The organism is Brevundimonas sp. GW460-12-10-14-LB2 (genome assembly GCF_001636925.1).
Classification (GTDB): Bacteria; Pseudomonadota; Alphaproteobacteria; order Caulobacterales; family Caulobacteraceae; genus Brevundimonas; species Brevundimonas vesicularis.
In genome coordinates, this window is the sequence record NZ_CP015511.1 from 2,486,343 (window position 1) to 2,503,662 (window position 17,320).

17 protein-coding genes are annotated in these 17,320 nt (G+C 67.2%); 9 read left to right on the forward strand and 8 right to left on the reverse strand.

All coding sequences use genetic code 11. The features are described 5' to 3' along the window. Positions 1-34: 34 nt before the first annotated feature. A complete protein-coding gene (hisS, locus tag A4249_RS12405) occupies positions 35-1,525 on the forward strand; it encodes a histidine--tRNA ligase (protein ID WP_066553024.1) in 1,491 nt (496 codons plus the stop codon). 365 nt (positions 1,526-1,890) lie between these two features. Here the strand turns inward: hisS and A4249_RS12410 are convergent, their stop codons facing one another. Next, entirely contained in the window at positions 1,891-4,014 is a 2,124-nt protein-coding gene (locus A4249_RS12410; protein ID WP_066553026.1) for a M13 family metallopeptidase, read from the reverse strand. Between the two features lie 156 nt (positions 4,015-4,170). Here A4249_RS12410 and A4249_RS12415 point away from each other — a divergent pair, with 156 nt between their 5' ends. Beyond that, positions 4,171-6,006, forward strand: coding sequence for a cation:proton antiporter domain-containing protein (locus A4249_RS12415; RefSeq protein WP_066553028.1), 1,836 nt, complete (start codon positions 4,171-4,173; stop codon positions 6,004-6,006). Between the two features lie 191 nt (positions 6,007-6,197). After that, positions 6,198-6,839 (forward strand): TetR/AcrR family transcriptional regulator, encoded by a 642-nt coding sequence (locus A4249_RS12420; protein WP_066553030.1) that lies wholly within the window; start codon positions 6,198-6,200, stop codon positions 6,837-6,839. 66 nt (positions 6,840-6,905) lie between these two features. Here the strand turns inward: A4249_RS12420 and A4249_RS12425 are convergent, their stop codons facing one another. The 3 genes from A4249_RS12425 to A4249_RS12435 are packed head-to-tail and all read right to left on the reverse strand — an operon-like array spanning position 6,906 to position 8,353. Next, positions 6,906-7,487, reverse strand: coding sequence for a Smr/MutS family protein (locus tag A4249_RS12425; RefSeq protein ID WP_066553033.1), 582 nt, complete (start codon positions 7,485-7,487; stop codon positions 6,906-6,908). After that, on the reverse strand, positions 7,484-7,723 hold the full coding sequence (locus A4249_RS12430) for a helix-turn-helix domain-containing protein (RefSeq protein WP_017504942.1): 240 nt from the start codon (positions 7,721-7,723) through the stop codon (positions 7,484-7,486). Before A4249_RS12430 ends, A4249_RS12425 begins: the two co-directional genes overlap by 4 nt. A gap of 24 nt (positions 7,724-7,747) precedes the next feature. After that, positions 7,748-8,353 (reverse strand): DUF2975 domain-containing protein, encoded by a 606-nt coding sequence (locus A4249_RS12435; RefSeq protein ID WP_082854151.1) that lies wholly within the window; start codon positions 8,351-8,353, stop codon positions 7,748-7,750. Positions 8,354-8,806: 453 nt separating this feature from the next. Here A4249_RS12435 and rdgB point away from each other — a divergent pair, with 453 nt between their 5' ends. Both rdgB and hemW read left to right on the forward strand, forming a co-directional pair. Next, positions 8,807-9,409 (forward strand): RdgB/HAM1 family non-canonical purine NTP pyrophosphatase, encoded by a 603-nt coding sequence (gene rdgB / locus A4249_RS12440; RefSeq protein WP_066553036.1) that lies wholly within the window; start codon positions 8,807-8,809, stop codon positions 9,407-9,409. Beyond that, complete coding sequence (hemW, locus tag A4249_RS12445) at positions 9,402-10,562, forward strand: radical SAM family heme chaperone HemW (RefSeq protein ID WP_066553043.1); 1,161 nt, start codon at positions 9,402-9,404, stop codon at positions 10,560-10,562. The genes rdgB and hemW overlap by 8 nt, the downstream gene beginning before the upstream one ends. Here the strand turns inward: hemW and A4249_RS12450 are convergent. After that, on the reverse strand, positions 10,559-12,214 hold the full coding sequence (locus A4249_RS12450) for a GNAT family N-acetyltransferase (protein WP_082854152.1): 1,656 nt from the start codon (positions 12,212-12,214) through the stop codon (positions 10,559-10,561). The genes hemW and A4249_RS12450 overlap by 4 nt on opposite strands. 153 nt (positions 12,215-12,367) lie before the next feature. Here A4249_RS12450 and A4249_RS12455 point away from each other — a divergent pair, with 153 nt between their 5' ends. Further along, complete coding sequence (locus A4249_RS12455; RefSeq protein WP_066553045.1) at positions 12,368-12,856, forward strand: hypothetical protein; 489 nt, start codon at positions 12,368-12,370, stop codon at positions 12,854-12,856. A gap of 143 nt (positions 12,857-12,999) precedes the next feature. Here the strand turns inward: A4249_RS12455 and A4249_RS12460 are convergent, their stop codons facing one another. Continuing rightward, a complete protein-coding gene (locus A4249_RS12460; protein ID WP_039243891.1) occupies positions 13,000-13,254 on the reverse strand; it encodes a GlsB/YeaQ/YmgE family stress response membrane protein in 255 nt (84 codons plus the stop codon). 188 nt (positions 13,255-13,442) lie between these two features. Between A4249_RS12460 and A4249_RS12465 the strand changes: the two genes are divergently transcribed. From A4249_RS12465 to A4249_RS12475, 3 genes are all read left to right on the forward strand, one after another. Beyond that, the gene (locus A4249_RS12465) at positions 13,443-13,823 is read left to right on the forward strand and encodes a helix-turn-helix domain-containing protein (protein ID WP_066553047.1); all 381 of its coding nucleotides are present in this window, start codon (positions 13,443-13,445) and stop codon (positions 13,821-13,823) included. A gap of 71 nt (positions 13,824-13,894) precedes the next feature. Then, a complete protein-coding gene (hisN, locus tag A4249_RS12470) occupies positions 13,895-14,680 on the forward strand; it encodes a histidinol-phosphatase (RefSeq protein WP_066553051.1) in 786 nt (261 codons plus the stop codon). 75 nt (positions 14,681-14,755) lie between these two features. Continuing rightward, positions 14,756-15,325: a hypothetical protein gene (locus A4249_RS12475; protein WP_066553053.1), complete on the forward strand. Its 570-nt coding sequence runs from the start codon at positions 14,756-14,758 to the stop codon at positions 15,323-15,325. A 4-nt stretch (positions 15,326-15,329) separates the two neighbouring features. On the opposite strand, the gene A4249_RS12480 is transcribed toward A4249_RS12475, so the two are convergent. Together A4249_RS12480 and A4249_RS12485 are read right to left on the reverse strand one after the other, a co-directional pair. Beyond that, the gene (locus A4249_RS12480) at positions 15,330-16,364 is read right to left on the reverse strand and encodes an alpha/beta fold hydrolase (protein ID WP_066553056.1); all 1,035 of its coding nucleotides are present in this window, start codon (positions 16,362-16,364) and stop codon (positions 15,330-15,332) included. Further along, complete coding sequence (locus tag A4249_RS12485; RefSeq protein ID WP_066553058.1) at positions 16,361-17,281, reverse strand: class I SAM-dependent methyltransferase; 921 nt, start codon at positions 17,279-17,281, stop codon at positions 16,361-16,363. The genes A4249_RS12480 and A4249_RS12485 overlap by 4 nt, the downstream gene beginning before the upstream one ends. Positions 17,282-17,320: the final 39 nt, after the last annotated feature.

A 17,320-nucleotide genomic window follows, 5' to 3' on the forward strand; every position in this document is an offset into this window, starting at 1 on the left:
TGCGATCAAGGGCGCCTTGGCTTAAGCGCGCGCCATGACCGACGCCGCGCCTCCCCGCCCCCTCGCCCGCAATCCGCGCGGCTTCGCCGACAAGCGCGGCCGTGACCTGACAGCCGAGCGGCGCATCGTCGCGCGCGTGTCCGAGGTTTACGAGCGCTGGGGCTTTGAGCCGCTGGAGACGCCAGCCTTCGAATACGCCGATGCACTGGGCAAGTTCCTGCCCGACGCCGACCGGCCGAATGAGGGCGTCTTCGCACTACAGGACGACGCCGGATCGGACGAGCCGGGCGAATGGATGGCCTTGCGCTACGACCACACCGCGCCCCTGGCCCGGTTCGCGGCCCAGACCTGGGAAACCCTGCCCAAGCCGTTCCGCCGCTATGCCTATGGTCCGGTCTGGCGGAACGAGAAGCCCGGCCCCGGTCGCTTCCGCGAGTTCTGGCAGTGCGACGCCGACACCGTCGGCTCGGACCGGCCTGAGGCCGACGCCGAGATCATCGCCATGGGCTGCGAAGGCCTGCGCGCCGCCGGTCTGGACGCCGGCCAGGCCCAAATCCGCGTTTCGAACCGCAAGCTTTTCGACGGCCTGTTCGACGCCGGCGGCGTGACCGAGGCCGGTCAGCGACTGACCGCCCTGCGCGCTATCGACAAGTTCGACCGCCTGGGCTGGGAGGGCGTGGTCCAACTGCTGGGCGAAGGGCGTCTGGACGACTCGGGCGACTACACCAAGGGCGCCCAACTGCCCGCCAAGGTCACGGCCGCCATCGAGGCCTTCCTGGCTTCGGCCAATACCCCTGGCCTGTCGCGGGCCGAGACGCTGGACGCGGTCGCACGCTCCGGCGACCTCGGCGCGGCGGGCGAGGCGGCGCTGAATGAACTGGCCGCCATCGACCGGGCGCTGGCCGCCATGTCGGTCGGTCAGGACGCCGTGAAGTTCGATCCGACCATCGTGCGCGGCCTGGAATATTACACCGGCGCCGTGTTCGAGGCCGAGCTGCTGCTGGACACCGTGGACGACAAGAGTCGGCCGGTCCGCTTCGGCTCCATCGGCGGCGGCGGCCGTTATGACGATCTGGTCGCCCGCTTCACCGGCCAGAGCACGCCGGCGACCGGCTTCTCCTTCGGCGTCTCGCGCCTCGCCTCGGCCCTGCGCGCCGCCGGACGCGGCGCAGAGGACGCCGTTCGCGGACCAGTCGTGGTCATCGTCTTCTCCGAAGACGACATGGCCCACTATCTGACCGCCGTCGCCGAACTGCGCGCCGCCGGGATCGCCGCCGAGCTCTATCTGGGTCGCGCCGGCATGAAGGCGCAGATGAAATACGCAGACCGGCGCGGAGCCCCGGCTGTCGTCATCCTGGGCGGCGATGAGATCGCCGCCGGCGAGGTCACGATCAAGGATCTGGACGCCGGCCGCGCCGCCGCCGCCGCCATCACGGACAACGACGCCTGGAAGGCGGAACGCCCCGGCCAGATGAAAGTCCCCCGCGAAGGCCTGGTCGCCGCCATCAGGTCCATTATCGAATAAGCTTCGATAATGACTGGTTCCTGAAATGGGTTATCAGTGATAAGTCGAAGAAAGTTCGACTCTTGCCAAACCGGCCGTTGACGACCGACCGGCCCTTGCGTCAAATGACCTCACTCGAGGGCAAGCGTTGCTCAAGCGCGCAGCACTCGAAGGCGTTTCGGGGAGGAAACGTCCGCTCTTTAAAGAGCGCGAAAGCCCGCTGCGATGTATCCCCCGCAGCGGGCTTTTTCGCGTCTGAAGCCCAGAAAAACTCCTCTGAAACCTCGACAAATTCTTGATACGGCGTCGAGATCGAGCAGCCCGGTCTCGATATGAAAAAAGGCCGGGGCGAACCCCGGCCTTTCGATTCTCGAACAAGCGTCGCCTTACCAGAGACGGACGCGCTCCTCGGGCGTCAGATAGTATTTCGTGCCCGGTTGGACGTCGAAGGCGTCGTACCAGGCGTCGACGTTGCGCAGCGGGCCGATGACGCGGAACTGTGCGGCCGAGTGCGGGTCGGTGGCGACCTGCTGCTTCAGCGCCTCGTCGCGATACTTCGACTGCCAGACCTGGGCCCAGCCATAGAAGAAGCGCTGGTCGCCGGTCGCGCCGTCCAGAACCGGCGCCGGCTGGCCGTTCAGCGACAAGTGATAGGCCTCGAGACCGACGGCCACGCCAGACGCGTCACCGATGTTCTCGCCCATCGTCAGGCCAGGGTTGATGTGATAGCCGGCGATCGGTTCGTAGGTCGCATATTGCGCGCCCAGACGCGCCGTCAGGGCCTCGAAGTTGGCCTTGTCTTCCGGCGTCCACCAGTTGCGCAGCACGCCGTCGCCATCGGACTTGGAGCCCTGATCGTCGAAGCCGTGGCCGATCTCGTGCCCGATCACGCCGCCGATGCCGCCATAGTTGACCGCCGCATCGCCATTCGGATCGAAGAAGGGCGGCTGCAGGATTGCGGCTGGGAAGACGATCTCGTTGTTGGCCGAGTTGTAGTAGGCGTTGACGGTCTGCGGGGTCATGCCCCACTCCGACTTGTCGACCGGCTCGTTCAGACGGGCCAGATCATAGTTCCACTCGAACAGGCCGCGGCGCTCGGCGTTGCCGACCAGGTCGTTCGCGCGGATGTCCAGACCGGAGTAGTCGCGCCACTTGTCGGGATAGCCGATCTTGACGGTGAACTTGCGCAGCTTCTCCTGCGCCGCCGCCTTGGTCTCGGTCCCCATCCAGGTCAGGTTGTCGATCCGGTGCGACAGGGCGGTGCGCAAATTGGCGACCAGTTCTTCCATTTTGGCCTTGGATTCGGCCGGGAAATACTGGGCGACGTAGAGCCGGCCCGTGGCCTCGCCCAGCGACCCTTCGGCGAAGGAGATGGCGCGCTTTTCGCGGGTGCGCTGCTCAGGCTGACCCGACAGATCGCGCGAACGGAACTCCCATTGGGCGTCGGCGAAGCGTTTTGACATGAGGGGCGCCATGTCGTCGGCGGTGTGGAAAGCCTGCCAGGCCTGCAGCAGTTCGACCGGCGTCTCGGCGTAGATGGCCGCGATCTTGGGCATGGCCGTGTCCTGGCGCACAATCAGGCGCGGCACGCCACCCAGCTTGGCCGCATCGTAGTAGGCCTGCCAGGCGAAGCCCGGCGCGTCCTCGGCCAGTTTGGCGATGGTGAACTCGTTGTAGGTCCGGTCGCGGTTGCGGTTCTCCACCGGGGTCCAGTGGGCCTCGGCGATCTTGGTTTCCAGCGCGACGATCTGGGCGGCGGTCTCGGTCGGGTTGGTCCAGCCGATCATCTCCAGCATCCGGCCGACATAGGCCTGATACTTCTCTTTCTTGTCGGCGAAACGGGCGTCCAGATAATAGTCGCGGTTCGGCAGGCCGATGCCCGACTGGCCCGTCGAGACGACGTAGCGGGTCGGTTGCTTGGAATCGATCGTGATGCCGGTGCCGAAGAAGGACGAGCCGAAGCGGCCGGCCGTCTGGCCCATATAAACGGCCATCTTGTCGTGGCTGTCGACGGCGCGGATCGCGGCCAGATAGGGTTGCAGCGGCTGGGCGTCCAACTGCTCGATGCGCGCCTCGTCGATGTAGGAGCGATAGGCGTCGGCGACCTTGGCCTCGTCCGATCCGGGCGCCAGGTCGGTGCGGTTGGCCAGGCCCAGCACCAGTTCCTTCATGCGGTTGTCCGACAGTTCGCGCAGCAGGGCGAACGAGCCGTAGCTGGTGCGGTCCGACGGAATGACCAGCTTTTCCAGCGCCTTGCCGTTGGCGTATTGGAAGAAGTCGTCGCCCGGCTTCACCGAGGTGTCGCGGCCGGCCATGTCGAAGCCCCAGGTTCCGTAGCGGGGCGCCTCGGTGCCCTGCCAGCCGGCTGCCGTCTCTTCGCCCGAGAACAGCGAAACGATGGTGCAGGCGTCGTCGATGCAGGCGTGGTCGTGACCGATATCCTGAGCCAGAACCGTGCTGGCGGGCAGAAGAAGGGCGCCGACGGCGGCCCCGATAAGCAGACGTTTCATCACTATGTCCCTGTTCCCACCCGGCATTTGGATGGTTCGGCGCCGACCCTAGTCCGGCGAGGGGGGGTGTCGCCTTAAAAAAAGTTCATGATTCCGATGCGGCCTCTCGCCACAGCGCCGGGATCAGGGTCAGATACGCCGACGCGAGGAGGGCGGATGCACGGTCAGGGCGGCGACTATAAGGATCTGGTGGTCTTTCTGGCGGCCGCCGGCGTCATCGTGCCCCTGGTCAATCGGCTCAAGGTCAGCCCCGTCCTGGGCTTCCTCGCTGCGGGCGTTTTGCTGGGGCCGGACGGCCTGGGTCGGTTCGCGCAAAGCCTGCCCTGGCTGTCGTGGCTGACCATCGGCGATCCGCGCCAACTGGCGCAGCTGTCGGAACTGGGCGTCGCCTTCCTGTTGTTCATGATCGGTCTGGAGCTGTCGTGGGAGCGGCTGCGCGCCATGCGTCGGCTCGTGTTCGGCCTGGGGCTGATGCAGGTCGTCGTCTGCACCGCCGTGCTGGCGGGCGGCTTCATGCTGATGGGGCAGACCTTGGCCAGCGCCGTGGTGCTGGGCATGGGCCTTGCCCTGTCCTCGACGGCTGTGGTCATGCCCGTCCTGGCCGAGCGAGGGCGGTTGAAGGGGACGGTCGGCCGTTCCACCTTCGCCATCCTGCTGGCTCAGGATCTGTCGGTCGCCCCGATCCTGATCACCGTCACCGTCCTGGCGGCCCTGGCCCAGCAGGGCGGCGCGCTGGATCCGGCGATTCTGGGTCGCGCCCTGTTCACCCTGGTTCCGGCCGCCATCGGCCTGGGTCTGATGGTGCTGCTGGGACGCGTGGTGCTGCGGCCGATGTTCCGATCGGTGGCCAAGGCGCGCAAGGCCGACCAAGGCGGCGAACTGTTCGTCGCTGCCTCCCTGCTGGTGGTGGTCGGGGCCGGTCTCGCCGCCCAGGCCAGCGGCCTGTCGATGAGCATCGGCGCGCTTCTGGCCGGCGTGCTGCTGGCCGAGACAGAGTTCCGGCGCGAAGTCGAGGTTTCCATCGAACCGTTCAAGGGGCTTCTGCTGGGCGTCTTCTTCGTCGGCGTCGGCCTGGGTCTGGACCTGGACGCCATCGCCGCCGATCCGGTCGGCGTCTTCGGCCTGGCCCTGGCCCTCACGGTCCTGAAGACCGGCGTCATTTTCAGCCTGGCGCGTTTCTGGGGCCTGGGCGCCCGCCCGGCGCTGGAGACGGCGCTCGTTCTGGCGCCGGCGGGCGAGTTCGCCTTCGTGGTCTTCGCCACCGGCCTGGTCGAAGGCCTCGCGCCGCCGCAGCTGACCAACACCGTGGCCCTGTCGGCGACCGTCAGCATCTTTTCGATCCCCCTGCTCGCCCTGCTGGGTCAGAAGCTGGCGCGCAAGTCGTCCGCCGCAGGCCAGCCTGTCGAGCTTCCAAAGCTGGAGGCGGCCGACGGCGCGGTCATCATCGTCGGCTTCGGGCGCGTCGGCCGGTTGATCGGGGAAATGCTGAAGGCGCACGATCAGCCCTTCATCGCCCTGGACACAGATGCGGGCGCCGTCGCTAAGGGCCGACGTGACGGATTCGATGTCTTCTATGGCGATGCGGGGCGGCGCGAGATGCTCCAGCACTGCGGCGTCCAGTCCACCCGCGCCCTGATCGTCACCATGGACGCGCCGACCAAGGTGGACGAAGTCGTCACCACGGCGCGGTCGATGCGCGACGACCTGATCCTGATCGCCCGCGCTCGCGACGATCAGCACGCCATTCGGCTGTATGGACTGGGCGTCACCGACGCCGTGCCGGAGACGACCGAGGCCAGTCTGCAGCTCGCCGAAAACACCCTGGTCGATCTGGGTGTGCCCATGGGGCTGGTGCTCGCCTCGGTCCACGAACGTCGCGATCAGTTTCGCAAGGCCTTCCAGTCGGCCATCCCGATCGAGCGTCGCAATCGCCCCAGCCGCGCGCTGCGCCGCACGCTACGCCCGGCGCGCGTCGACCCAGCGCCGGAGTAAGGGAAGCCCCTTACAGAACGTCGCCGGACCCATTTTCGTCATGGTTCCGTGATGCAAGCGCCGCTCTCCATGACTGCATCTGCGGAGCAGAAGCGCCCTTTCGGTTCGATCCAAGGGCTCAGATATTCATTCGAGGTCGCTGCCGGGCCCGCCCCGACCAGAGACCGAAAGTAGAGTAAAAGCCTGATTATATGACAGATACCGTCGCCTCCCTCGCTGTCGAGCCCCGCTTGAACCGCCGTCAGGCCGCCAAGATCCGCACGCGACAAAAGGTTCTGGACGCCGCCCGCTCGCTCTTCGCCGAGCGCGGCTATGAGCCGGCCACGATCCGCGACATCGCCAAGGGCGCGGGCATGTCCACCGGCGCCGTCTTCGCCAACTTCCAGGACAAGGCCGAACTGTTCGAAGCGGTCCTGACCGAGGATATGACGCGTCTGGCCGAGGTGGTCGAGGCCGCAGCGCCCGAAGGCGAGCCCGTCCGCCAGCGCCTGGTCAGCGCGCTGAGCGCCGGCTACCACTCGTCGCTGGACCAACTGCCCCTGTTCCAAGCCATCGTCGCCCGCTCGTGGTTCCAGCCCCTGGCCGCCGAAATGCGCGCCCGCGCCGCAACCAAGAACCTGCTGCTCGCCATCAGCAACATCCTTCAGGATGCGGTGGCCAAGGGCGAGCTGTCCAAGAACGCCGACAGCCGCCTGCTGGTCGAGCTGATCTGGGACGCCTATCTGTCGAACTATCGCCGCGCCGCCTATGACGAATGGGACGCGCAGGCTTTGTCCGACCATATGGGCAAGCAGATCGACGTGATCCTGGCCGGCGCCATCACCGCCAAATAATCCAGAGCAAAGCCGCTTTTCGAAAGGCCGGGTCCGCCAACGCGGGTCCGGCCTTTTTCGTGAGCGTTAGGTCCGGCGTTTCAGGGTGACGTAGAAGGCGCCGTTTCCGCCGTGCTTCTGGTGGGCGATGGTGAAGCCCGACACCACGCCGCGCAGTGCCGGCGAGTGCATCCATTCCGCAAAGGCCGAACGGATCACCCCGCCGCCCATCCGACCCTGGCCGGTGATGACCAGCACCGCCCGCATTCCACGCGCCTGGCACGATGTCAGGAATCCTCGAAGCTGATCCTCGGCCTCGAACCGGCCGAAGCCATGCAGGTCGATGCGCGCCTCGATGGGGTCGCGCTCGCGCGACAGCCGCTGCTTGCGGCGCGGCTCCAGATCCTCGGGCGCGGGCTTGGGCTTGTTCGGCGAGGGTCGCTTTTCCGCCGGCGGCGCGACAGCGGTGCGTTTGGGAGACGCCTTGATCAGGGGGCGCGGGCGCTCGACCGGCGTCACTACGATCTCGGGAGGCGTTTCGGCGCCGGGCGTGACTCGGGCGGCCTTGCGCGTCCTCGGCGTCACGACCGATCCGGCCACGCGGGTCCAGATGCGACGGTCTTCGGGCGTCAGTCCGTTTTCGTCACGGCTTGGGCCCTTTCGCCTCATGCCTCGCCGTCGTCCTCGATGGTGTCGCCGGGCCCTGGCTCGTGCGCCAGCAAGTCACCGGGCTGGCAGTCCAACTCGCGGCACAGGGCGTCCAGAGTCGAGAACCGAACCGCGCGCGCCTTGCCCGTCTTCAGGATCGACAGGTTCGCCACCGTCACCCCGACCCGGTCGGCGAGTTCGGTCAACGACATGCGGCGTTCCACGAGGACGCGGTCGAGCTGGACGCGGATGGCCATGCGGAAATCCTACTTCGAAACGGCTCAGATCGTCAGTTCGGATTCGCGACGCAGGCGCGCGCCCTCGCGGAACACCTCCGCCAGCACGAAGACGATAAGTACGGAAAAGATGGGGGTCAGCAGTTCGCCGAAGCCCTGCGGATCCATGACGCCGGGCGCCAGCCGCTTGGCGACGAAGCCTTGGGCCACCCAGACGCCGCCGGTCACGACCGCCAGGGTCAGGCCGATCTGGCGCAGGCGACGGACGTTATCGGGCTGGAACGGGTCGCCCATGGTCAGGGTGCGGATGATGCGGCGCAGGCTGCGCAGGATCAGCATGAAACCGCCGAAATAGGCCGTCGCGGCGCCCAGGCCGAACAGCAGCAGGGTGCGCGTCAGCGGCAGTTGCTTGCCGCCGAAATCCCCGCTGACGGTGATGTTCACATTGTCCAAGGGAATGAAGATCGCGGCGATGACCAGCAGCAGCAGCACGCCGGTGATCAACCAGAGAAGGATATAGGCGACGTCCAGAACCACCTTCAATACGCTGGACACCGACCCTGGGCCTAGCGCCTTGATCGGCGCGCCCAGCCAGTTCGGAACGCTTGCCTCGCCTCGCTTCAGCGGATTTGGCGGCAGGGGCAGGCGCATGGTCTTTTTGATCTCAAGCCGGGGAAGGCGGGGCGATGGCCACGCGGGGTCCGGCGAACCCGCGCGCGGCTCTATACATCGCGGTCTTCATGCAGGTCGTCAAAGCTCCAGTGATCGAAAAGAGAGGGATCAAAGGGCTTGGAACAGGGTGACGACCAGGGCGGTGGGCAGGGCGGCGATCAGAACGGTGCTGACAAAAGCAGCGCCGACCTTGTCGAGCCACATCGAGGTGTTCATCGTATGCATTGTGGTTCTCCGTCTTTCTAGTTTAGGCGATTATCGCCGTTTGGATTTGTTAGCCGCACGATCGTTCCCGGTTTTCCGGAGGTCACGAACGCTGCGACCTCGTTCCTGACGATCAATAGATAGGCCGTGCGGGCGAAAAAGGCACGTTACATATCGTTTAACGATATTAAACTTTGGCAATAGACTGTTTCAGGAGCGTGATCGACGATGAATCTCAAGCTTATCAAGGGGATGCGGATCGTCGTGGCGACGCACAACGCCGGTAAGGTTCCCGAAATCTCGGCGCTGCTCGGCGGAATTTACGAACTCGTCACCGCCGGCCAGCTGAACCTGCCCGAACCCGACGAAACGGAGAGCACCTTTACCGGCAACGCCATGCTGAAGGCGCGCCACGCGGCCGAACTGTCGGGAGAGGTTTCGCTGGCCGACGATTCCGGCCTGTCGGTCGCCGCGCTGGATGGCGCGCCGGGCATCTTCTCTGCGCGCTGGGCCGGGCCGGGCAAGGATTTCGCCGTCGCCATGAAGAAGGTCGAGGAGCGGCTGGAAGAGATCGGCGCGACGGACCGCACCGCCTGGTTCACCTCGGCCCTGGCGGTCGCCTGGCCGGACGGCCCCTGCGTCGTCGTCCAGGGCGAGGTTCACGGCCAGCTGACCTTCCCCCCACGCGGCGATCGCGGGTTCGGCTATGACCCGCTCTTCATTCCGAATGGGGGCGATCAGACCTTCGGCGAGATGGAGCCGGCGGCCAAGGACGCCATCAGCCACCGCACCGTCGCCTTCGCCAAGCTGAGAGCCGCCCTAATTGACTGATCCGCTTGATCCGGGATCGGACGTCGGCCTCTACGTCCACTGGCCCTATTGCGCGCGCATCTGCCCCTACTGCGACTTCAACGTCGTGCGCGATCGCGGGCGCACCGAGGAACAGGCCGGGCTGGTCGAGGCGATCCTGGCGGATCTGCACGCCCAGAGAGATCTGACAGGTCCGCGACGACTGGCCTCGGTCTTCTTCGGAGGCGGCACGCCGTCGCTGATGGCGCCCGACGCCGTCGCACGCATCGTGGCGGCGGCCCGCGACCTGTTCCCGCCCGCCGACGACATCGAGATCACGCTGGAGGCCAATCCCACGGACGCCGAGGCCGGCCGGTTCGCCGCCCTGGCCGACGCCGGAATCAACCGCCTGTCGATGGGCGTTCAGGCGCTGGACGACGCCGCCCTGCGTTTTCTGGGTCGCGACCATTCGGCGGCCGAGGCCCTGCGCGCGGTCGATCTGGCCCGCCGCGCCTTCGACCGTCTGTCCATCGACCTGATCTACGCCCGACCGGACCAGACGCCTGAAGATTGGGCCGCCGAACTGACGGCGGCGCTGGCGCTCGGGTTCGAACACGTCTCGCCCTACCAGCTGACCATAGAGCCGACGACGGCCTTTGGCCGGGCCTTCGCACGGGGAACCCTGACCCCGCCGGACGAGGACCGGGCCGCCTCCCTTTACGAAACCACCCAGGAGGTCCTCTCGGTCGCCGGCTTCGAAGCCTATGAAGTGTCCAACCACGCGCGCGGTCCCGCCGCCCGGTCGTCGCACAATCTGCATGTCTGGCGCGGCGGCGACTATCTGGGACTTGGCCCCGGCGCCCATGGCCGGCTGACGCTGGACGGCGTCAGGACCGCGACCGTCGCCCACCGCCGCATCGCCGACTATGTGGCAGGCGTCTCGGACCGTACGCCCTGGTCCGAGCGCGACGCCCAGACTGCGCCCGACGCCGCCGAAGAACGGCTGCTGCTGGCCCTGCGCACCACCGAAGGCGCGCCTGCAACCCTGCTGTCAGCGCTCGGCCTGTCGGCAGAACGCGCGCCGGTCGCGGACCTGATCGCCGACGGATTCCTGATGCTGAAGGCCGAGCGACTGATCGCCACCGAGCGCGGCCGCCCTGTGCTGGATGGCGTCCTGAAGGCGCTGCTGACCTAGGCCTTCTTCAGCCCCAGCATTCCCAACCAGCCGCCGCTGGTCAGCAGAGCGACATCCAGCAGGGCCAGCGGCAGGGGCGTCGAAACCGGCGCGGCGATGAAGCGCGAGCGCCAGTCCGGGCCGAACTTGGCCTTGTAGCTGCGCAAACCCTGGAAGCCGTAGAGCGCCCCGCCCTCTTCGAACACAAGGGCGCCGACACGGGCGAAGACCGGCGCGATGCGACGATCCTCCAGCCCAGCCAGCGGCGCCATACCCAGGTCGAAGCTGGCCAGGCCTTCCGCCTTGGCCCACTGGGCGCAGCGAATGAACAGATAGTCCATCACCCCATGCGGCGCGTCCGGCCGATGGCGCATCAGATCCACCGCCGCTTCGTCCGGCGAGGTCAGCAGATTGGCGAAGGCGACGACGCGGCCGCCCTCCTTGACCACCGCCAGCGGCGTCAGGTCCAGATAGTCGACGTCGAAGCGCCCCAAGGAGAAGGATTTCTCCGAGCCCTCGTGCATGGCCAGCCAGGCGTCCGAAATCTCGCGCAGCTCGTCTGCGATCGCTGCGGCCGACCCGGGCGGCAGAACCTCGAACGAGGAGCCTTCACGCTCGGCGCGATTGATGGCTGTGCGAAGGTTCTGCTTGCCCTTGCCCTCGATGGAGAAGCGGTGGGCGTCGATCACGGCCGTCTCGCCGACCTTGCGCACCGCCAGCCCCATGGTCGCCAGGTCGCCCAGCACCTCTTCGCTGACCGAATAGAAGACCGCCGCCCCGCCGTAGCTGTCGGCCATCTCGGCGAAGGACCACAGCAACTCCAGCCGTTCGCTCTTGAGCCCTGCCGGTTCGCCCATGGCGATCCAGCGCCGCCCCCGCACGCGATAGGCCAGGAAGCTGGAACCCGACGGGCTGAACATCAGCGCCTTATCGCCCAGCATGGCCAGCCAGGCCTCGGGCGTGGCCGTATCGGCGGTCTGCAGCGCCTGGAGCGCGCGATCGATGTCGGCCTTGCTGGCCGGGCCGTGACTGTGGGCGCCGGGTGAGCTCAACAGCGAGCGGCCGGCCACCACCAGCGTCAGGATCGCCAGAACCAGCCCGGCCCGCAGGAAGCCGGACGCCTGGCGATCACTCAGGAAGCGCCACCACAGCTCGTCATTATAGGCGACGTCGCGATAGGCGAAGAAGCCCAGCCACAGCATGGCCGCCACCACCGCCGTCAGCAGCAATAGCCAGCTGGGCCGCAGCGGCTCGCTGAGCCGCGAGCGCCGATTGAAGGCCGTGCGGCACGGCGCCAGAAGCGCGGCGACGACCAGCAGATCCGTCGCCTGTTCCCAATCCAGACCCTTCAGCACCGAAAACACTGCCCCGACCGCCAAGACCAGCAGGGCCGCCCAATAGGCGCCGCGCCGACGCCGCCACAGACCGGCTGACAAGAGCAAAAGAAGGAAACCGGCGATACTGCCGACGAAGTGCGACAGGTCGATCAGGATGGGAGAGACGACGCCTGTCAGCTGGCGCAGCCGACTGTCGAACTCGGGCGTCACCGCAGAGGCTAGCATCAGCGCGCCTGCGCCGAAGGCCAGCACCGCAAAGATCTGAGGCGTCAGCTCGAAGGCCAGACCCGCCAGTCGGCGGATCAGACCGGATGTGTGCCGGGGGCGGCTGGACAAACGTGGCCTCTCGAATCGCGGATCGCCCGAACATAGACCAAGAATCGTCCAACCGGGGCGCTGCCAAGGTCATTTCGGGGCATACGAAACAATCCGTAACAGAGCGAGTATATAGGGGTGCGGGCGTCGGGCCCGTGCAACTGGGGATGACCCATGACCATCAAGACCGCTCTTCTGGCTGGCGCCGCCGCCTTCATGACCGCCGCGCCGGCTCTGGCTCAAGAAACCACGCCCGCTCCCGCCGCCGCGCCTGCCGCCGCTGCGTCCTCGCAGCAATCGCTGTCGCTGAACCCCGGATCGAGCGTTTCCGGTCCTGATGGCGAGCTCGGCAAGCTGGAAGGCGTTCAGAACAACGCCGAAGGCAAGCAGGAGCTTACCGTTCGCGGCGCCGACGGCCAACTTCGCGCCGTGCCGCTGAGCGGGATCCGCCAGGAAGGAACCGGCGTCGTGGTGGCCTACACGAAGGCCGAGTTCGACGCCGCCGCTCCTATCGCCGGCGCCCCGGCGGCCCCCGCCGCTGATCCAGCCGCCGCGCCCGCGCCGACCGCGGAACCTGCGGCCGAACCGACTGATCCGGCGACCACAGAACCGGCGACCCCGGCTCCGGACAGCGCCTCGCCGGCTCCGACAGAGCCGCAGTAAGCCAGTCTTCCAAGGCTGGATGATCAAGGGCGGTCGGGTCTCCCGGCCGCCCTTTCGTCTGTCCGCAACTCAGCGGCGACAGTGGCGCAGCAAAAAGGGCGGCTCGTAAGAGCCGCCCTTCTCTCTATCGACCGACTGTCGGATCAAGCGCGACGCTTGACCAGTCCCAGAAGGAACAGCAGCAGGCAGGCGCCTAGGAACGCCACGATCAGGGTGACGAAGTTGAAGCCGCCAACCGGCGTGCCGAAGACGTTGTTTGAGATGAAGCCGCCGAGCAGAGCGCCGATGACGCCGACGATCAGGTTTGTCAGCAGGCCGTGATTGCGACCCATGACCTTTTCAGCCAGCCAGCCGGCGACGATGCCGATGACGAGCCAACCAATGATTCCGAGACCCATGCTGTGGTTCCTTCCTTTAAAAGCCAAGCTGTTGCAGTAAATGCGGCTCGGGCCATACGGTTGCGTCCTGGTTCCAACCTCGCCGCAATAAGGCCGAATTCGCGTCAGGCGCGATCCGGCACGGCGATTGCCGTGATCGACGTGTGTCGTCCCGCATCGGGACAGACGTTGAGACGAGGATCACCGTCATGGCCGACGACATCGACCTTCATCTGGGCCGCCGCCTGCGCCGCCGTCGCCGCCTGCTGGGCCTGACCCAGCAGCAGTTGGCCGTCCAGGTCGGCATCCGCTTTCAGCAGATCCAGAAGTACGAATGCGGCGCCAACCGCATCTCCGCCGCGCGCCTGTGGCAGTTGGCCGAGGCGCTGGAAACGCCCGTCGCCTATTTCTACGATGGCCTGGCCGAGGCGATGGAGGCCGACGCACCGACTCCCAAGGCCGGCGAAGTCTTTTCGCGCAAGGAAACGCTGGATCTGATCCAAGCCTACTATCAGCTGGACGAACGGCCCCGCCGGCGTTTGCTGGATCTGGCCAAGTCCCTGCATGCGGGCGACGCGGCCGCCGCCTGATCTGCGCGTCTCCCTGATCTGCGCGTCTCCAAGGGGCGCCCATGCCGGCGAAAGCGCGGTAAGGGAATCCCATGACCGAATACGAAGCCTTCGCCATCGAACTGGCGCGCGAAGCCGCGCGCGTGTCCCTGCCCTTCTTCCGCTCGGACATAGGGCATGAGGACAAGGGCGGCGCGGCCGGCTTCGATCCCGTCACAGAGGCGGACAAACAGGCTGAGGCCGCCATCCGCCGCCTGATCGCCGCCCGCTATCCCGACCACGGCGTCATCGGCGAGGAGTATGGCGAGGATCGGCCGGACGCCGAGCACGTCTGGGTGCTGGATCCCATCGACGGCACGCGCGCCTTCATTTCGGGCCTGCCGCTGTGGACAACGCTGATCGCCCTTCGCACGGCCGGCAAGCCGACCGTCGGCGTCATCGCCCAGCCCTATCTGGATGAAATCTTCATCGGGGGTCCGTCCGGCGCGCGCCTGTTGCGCGGCGATGTCGAGACGCCGCTGGCCGTGCGGTCCTGCGAGACGCTGACCGACGCCGTCATCTCGACCACGGACCCCGACATCTTCAACGGCGCCGAACTGGGCGCCTGGACCCAGGTGCGTGCGACCGCCCGCCTGGCGCGCCTGGGCTGCGACGCCTACGCCTACGCCATGGTGGCGGCGGGCAAGATGGATCTGGTCGCCGAGACCAGCCTGAAGCCCTGGGACTGGTCCGCCCTTGTGCCCGTCATCGAGGCGGCGGGCGGCAAGGTCGTCAACTGGCGCGGCGCAGCGCCGGACGACAGGGGCCAGGTCCTCGCCGTCGGCGACGCGCGCCTGATCGACCAGGCGCTGGTGACGCTGAAACGCGCGGCCGCGTGACGCCCTCAACTGGCGCATATTGACGCAGGTCGCGAGACGGCGTCAGGGTGCGGACGGTTGTGGGGACGGATTTCGATGGCTGGGCAGTCCAAACTGGTTGTCGGCGTCGATGTGCCCTGGGTCACGAGTTGGAGCGGCGAGGAGATCACGGGCGCCGCGCCTTGCCGAACCGTCGGCGGCCGTCTCGCCCTGATGCAGGCCATCGCGCCCGGCAGTGGCAAGCCGCAATATTCGAAGAACCATCTGGTCCGACAGCGCCTCACGGTCGCGCGCATGCTGTGCCCGATGTGCGGCGAGCCGACTGAGGAGGGCGATCGCTGGACCCAGATCGCGACGCGCCGTTGCGCCGGTCAGCTCAGAGCGCGCGGCGGTCAGGTTCGCACCGACATCGCCGACGACCGGGTCATGATCGACGCCGGCTCGATCGCGCCCCTGCACCGCCGCTGCGTCGACCGCTCGATGAAATACTGCCCGCACCTGCGCGCCAGCGACGACGTAATGGTCATGCGCTTCCCGCGCGAGTGGATCGTTTTGCCCCTGCTGGTCAAGGCCGAGACCGGCCCCAGCGTCGCCGTCGCCTTCCTGCAGCTATGCGGCGTCACCCAGACGATCGACCGACGCTGGCGCGCCGAAACCGCCGCCTGAACGATCAGCCCGCCGTCACGTCCGCAGTCCTCGCCGATGAAACGGTGACCGCGTCGGCCGCAGGGGCGACCAGATCGGCCATAGCGTCGAATTCGTTCAGGAAGACGGCGCGCAGGTCGTCGGCCTCCATGATGACCTCGTGCTTGGCGCCGGCGACCTCGACGTAGCGGCCGCGCGGGATGCGTTTGGCGGCCCATTGGTTGGTCTGTTTCCACACCACGTCGTCGGCGCTGGCCTGGACGATCACGACCGGCGCCTTGACCGCCTTCAGGGCCTTGGGCTTCAGCGCCCGCTCGCCGGCGTCCAGCGCAAAGGCCAGCCAGCCATAGGTGGGACCGCCGATGGCCAGGTGCGGACAGGCGTAGAGCTGCTGACGCCACATCTCATAGCGGGTCTCGTCCGAGGTCAGGGCGTCTTCGGCGAAGTTGTGGTCGAACGGATCGTCGGGGTCGCCCAGGATATAGTCGCCGGCCTGGCCATGGCGGATGTTCCAGCGCACCACCAGCTTGACCGACCACATCGACCGTTTGCCGGTCTTGATGCGCAGCATGGGGCTGGACAGCACCGCGCCGGCGAACCGGTCCTCGCCGCTTTCCAGCGACAACAGATTCAGGCACGCGCCCATCGAGTGCCCGACCATGATCCAGGGCTTGGGGCACTGGTCTTCATAGGCGTTCAGCAGGCGGTTGTAGTCGTCCAGAAACTCCTCCACCGCACGGGCGTGACCCTTCAGCCGGTCGGGCAGCAGGCGGGCCGACAGCCCTTGGCCGCGCCAGTCGTGGGTCAGCACGCACCAGCCGCGCGCCAGGAAGTTGCCGATCACCTCATAGTATTTTTCGATCGGCTCGGTGCGGCCGGGGCTGAGCACCACGGTGCCGCGCACCTTGTCCGCAGCGAGATGAGACGGCTTCCACAGCCCGGCGCGCAGGCGCATTCCGCCCGCGCCGCGAAACCAGTCGCCCTTTCCGCCGGGCGGCGAGGCGGCGCCGGGAACCCCCATCAACGGGGCGTTGGCGGCGAAGGCTTGGGCGCGGTTCACTCGGGCTTCCTGAACTTCAAGGTCATGCGATCGCTCTCGCCGATCGCGTCATATTTGGATCGGTCGAAGGCGGGGTCCGCCGGTTCGCCGCGCGGCGCCGTCAGGCGCGTAGGCGCCAGGGTGTCGACGCCGAACGGGTGGTCCTTGGTGTCTTCCGGATTGGCGTTGATCTCGGACGCCTCGACGAAGACGAAGCCCGCCTCGGCCGCCAACTGGCGCACGAAGGCTTCCTGGACATAGCCATTGGCCGCGACCGGATCCTGATCCTCCGCCGGGGACAGTCGATGTTGCTCGACGCCCAGGATGCCGCCGGGGCGCAGGGCGGCGAAGGCGTCGGCGAAGGCCTTTTCCGCAATGCCCGCCGCCATCCAGCCATGCAGGGTTCGCATGAACAGGCACATCTCGGCCGTGTCCGCCGCGATCACCGGGCCGGACCCCGCGCCGAAGACCGAAAACTGCGGTTCCCCATAGAGCTTCTTGTCGCTGGAGAACCGGGTGCGGAAGGCGGTGTTCAGCACGGCCTGCGCCGGATCGGCGGTCGGTCCTTCGGGGAACAGGGCGGCGACATAGGTTCCCGCCCCCTTGGCCAGATAGGGGGCCAGGATTTCGGTGTACCAGCCGCTGCCGGGCCAGAACTCCACCACCGTCATCTTGGGTTGAAGACCAAAGAACCGCAGCGTCTCCATCGGGTGACGGAAGGCGTCGCGCGCCTTGTCCTGGGCCGAGCGCCAAGATCCCTCGACCGCCCATTCCAGCGAGCCTTCCGGCGGCCCCGCGGGTGTGGGCGGCGCGGCGGGCGCCTTTGCGGCCTCGTCCTTGCGCCCGCAAGCCGCCACGCCGGTCAGCCCCAGCGCCGCAGCGCCGCTCAGCAGAAACCGACGCGACAATCCGCTCGCGCTCGCCAGACGATCAGCCATTCAAAACCTCCGCAGGACGCCGGGACCCGCGTCCGACAC

Excerpts from the sequence above, each read along its gene's own strand:
- rdgB (WP_066553036.1), top strand. The coding sequence starts at position 8,807 with ATGAATCTCAAGCTTATCAAGGGGATGCGGATCGTCGTGGCGACGCAC.
- A4249_RS12425 (WP_066553033.1), bottom strand. The coding sequence starts at position 7,487 with ATGAGGCGAAAGGGCCCAAGCCGTGACGAAAACGGACTGACGCCCGAA.
- A4249_RS12410 (WP_066553026.1), bottom strand. The coding sequence starts at position 4,014 with ATGAAACGTCTGCTTATCGGGGCCGCCGTCGGCGCCCTTCTTCTGCCC.
- A4249_RS12485 (WP_066553058.1), bottom strand. The coding sequence starts at position 17,281 with ATGGCTGATCGTCTGGCGAGCGCGAGCGGATTGTCGCGTCGGTTTCTG.
- hisN (WP_066553051.1), top strand. The coding sequence starts at position 13,895 with ATGACCGAATACGAAGCCTTCGCCATCGAACTGGCGCGCGAAGCCGCG.
- A4249_RS12430 (WP_017504942.1), bottom strand. The coding sequence starts at position 7,723 with ATGGCCATCCGCGTCCAGCTCGACCGCGTCCTCGTGGAACGCCGCATG.
- A4249_RS12465 (WP_066553047.1), top strand. The coding sequence starts at position 13,443 with ATGGCCGACGACATCGACCTTCATCTGGGCCGCCGCCTGCGCCGCCGT.
- A4249_RS12415 (WP_066553028.1), top strand. The coding sequence starts at position 4,171 with ATGCACGGTCAGGGCGGCGACTATAAGGATCTGGTGGTCTTTCTGGCG.
- A4249_RS12475 (WP_066553053.1), top strand. The coding sequence starts at position 14,756 with ATGGCTGGGCAGTCCAAACTGGTTGTCGGCGTCGATGTGCCCTGGGTC.
- A4249_RS12420 (WP_066553030.1), top strand. The coding sequence starts at position 6,198 with ATGACAGATACCGTCGCCTCCCTCGCTGTCGAGCCCCGCTTGAACCGC.
- hisS (WP_066553024.1), top strand. The coding sequence starts at position 35 with ATGACCGACGCCGCGCCTCCCCGCCCCCTCGCCCGCAATCCGCGCGGC.
- A4249_RS12435 (WP_082854151.1), bottom strand. The coding sequence starts at position 8,353 with ATGCGCCTGCCCCTGCCGCCAAATCCGCTGAAGCGAGGCGAGGCAAGC.
- A4249_RS12455 (WP_066553045.1), top strand. The coding sequence starts at position 12,368 with ATGACCATCAAGACCGCTCTTCTGGCTGGCGCCGCCGCCTTCATGACC.
- A4249_RS12460 (WP_039243891.1), bottom strand. The coding sequence starts at position 13,254 with ATGGGTCTCGGAATCATTGGTTGGCTCGTCATCGGCATCGTCGCCGGC.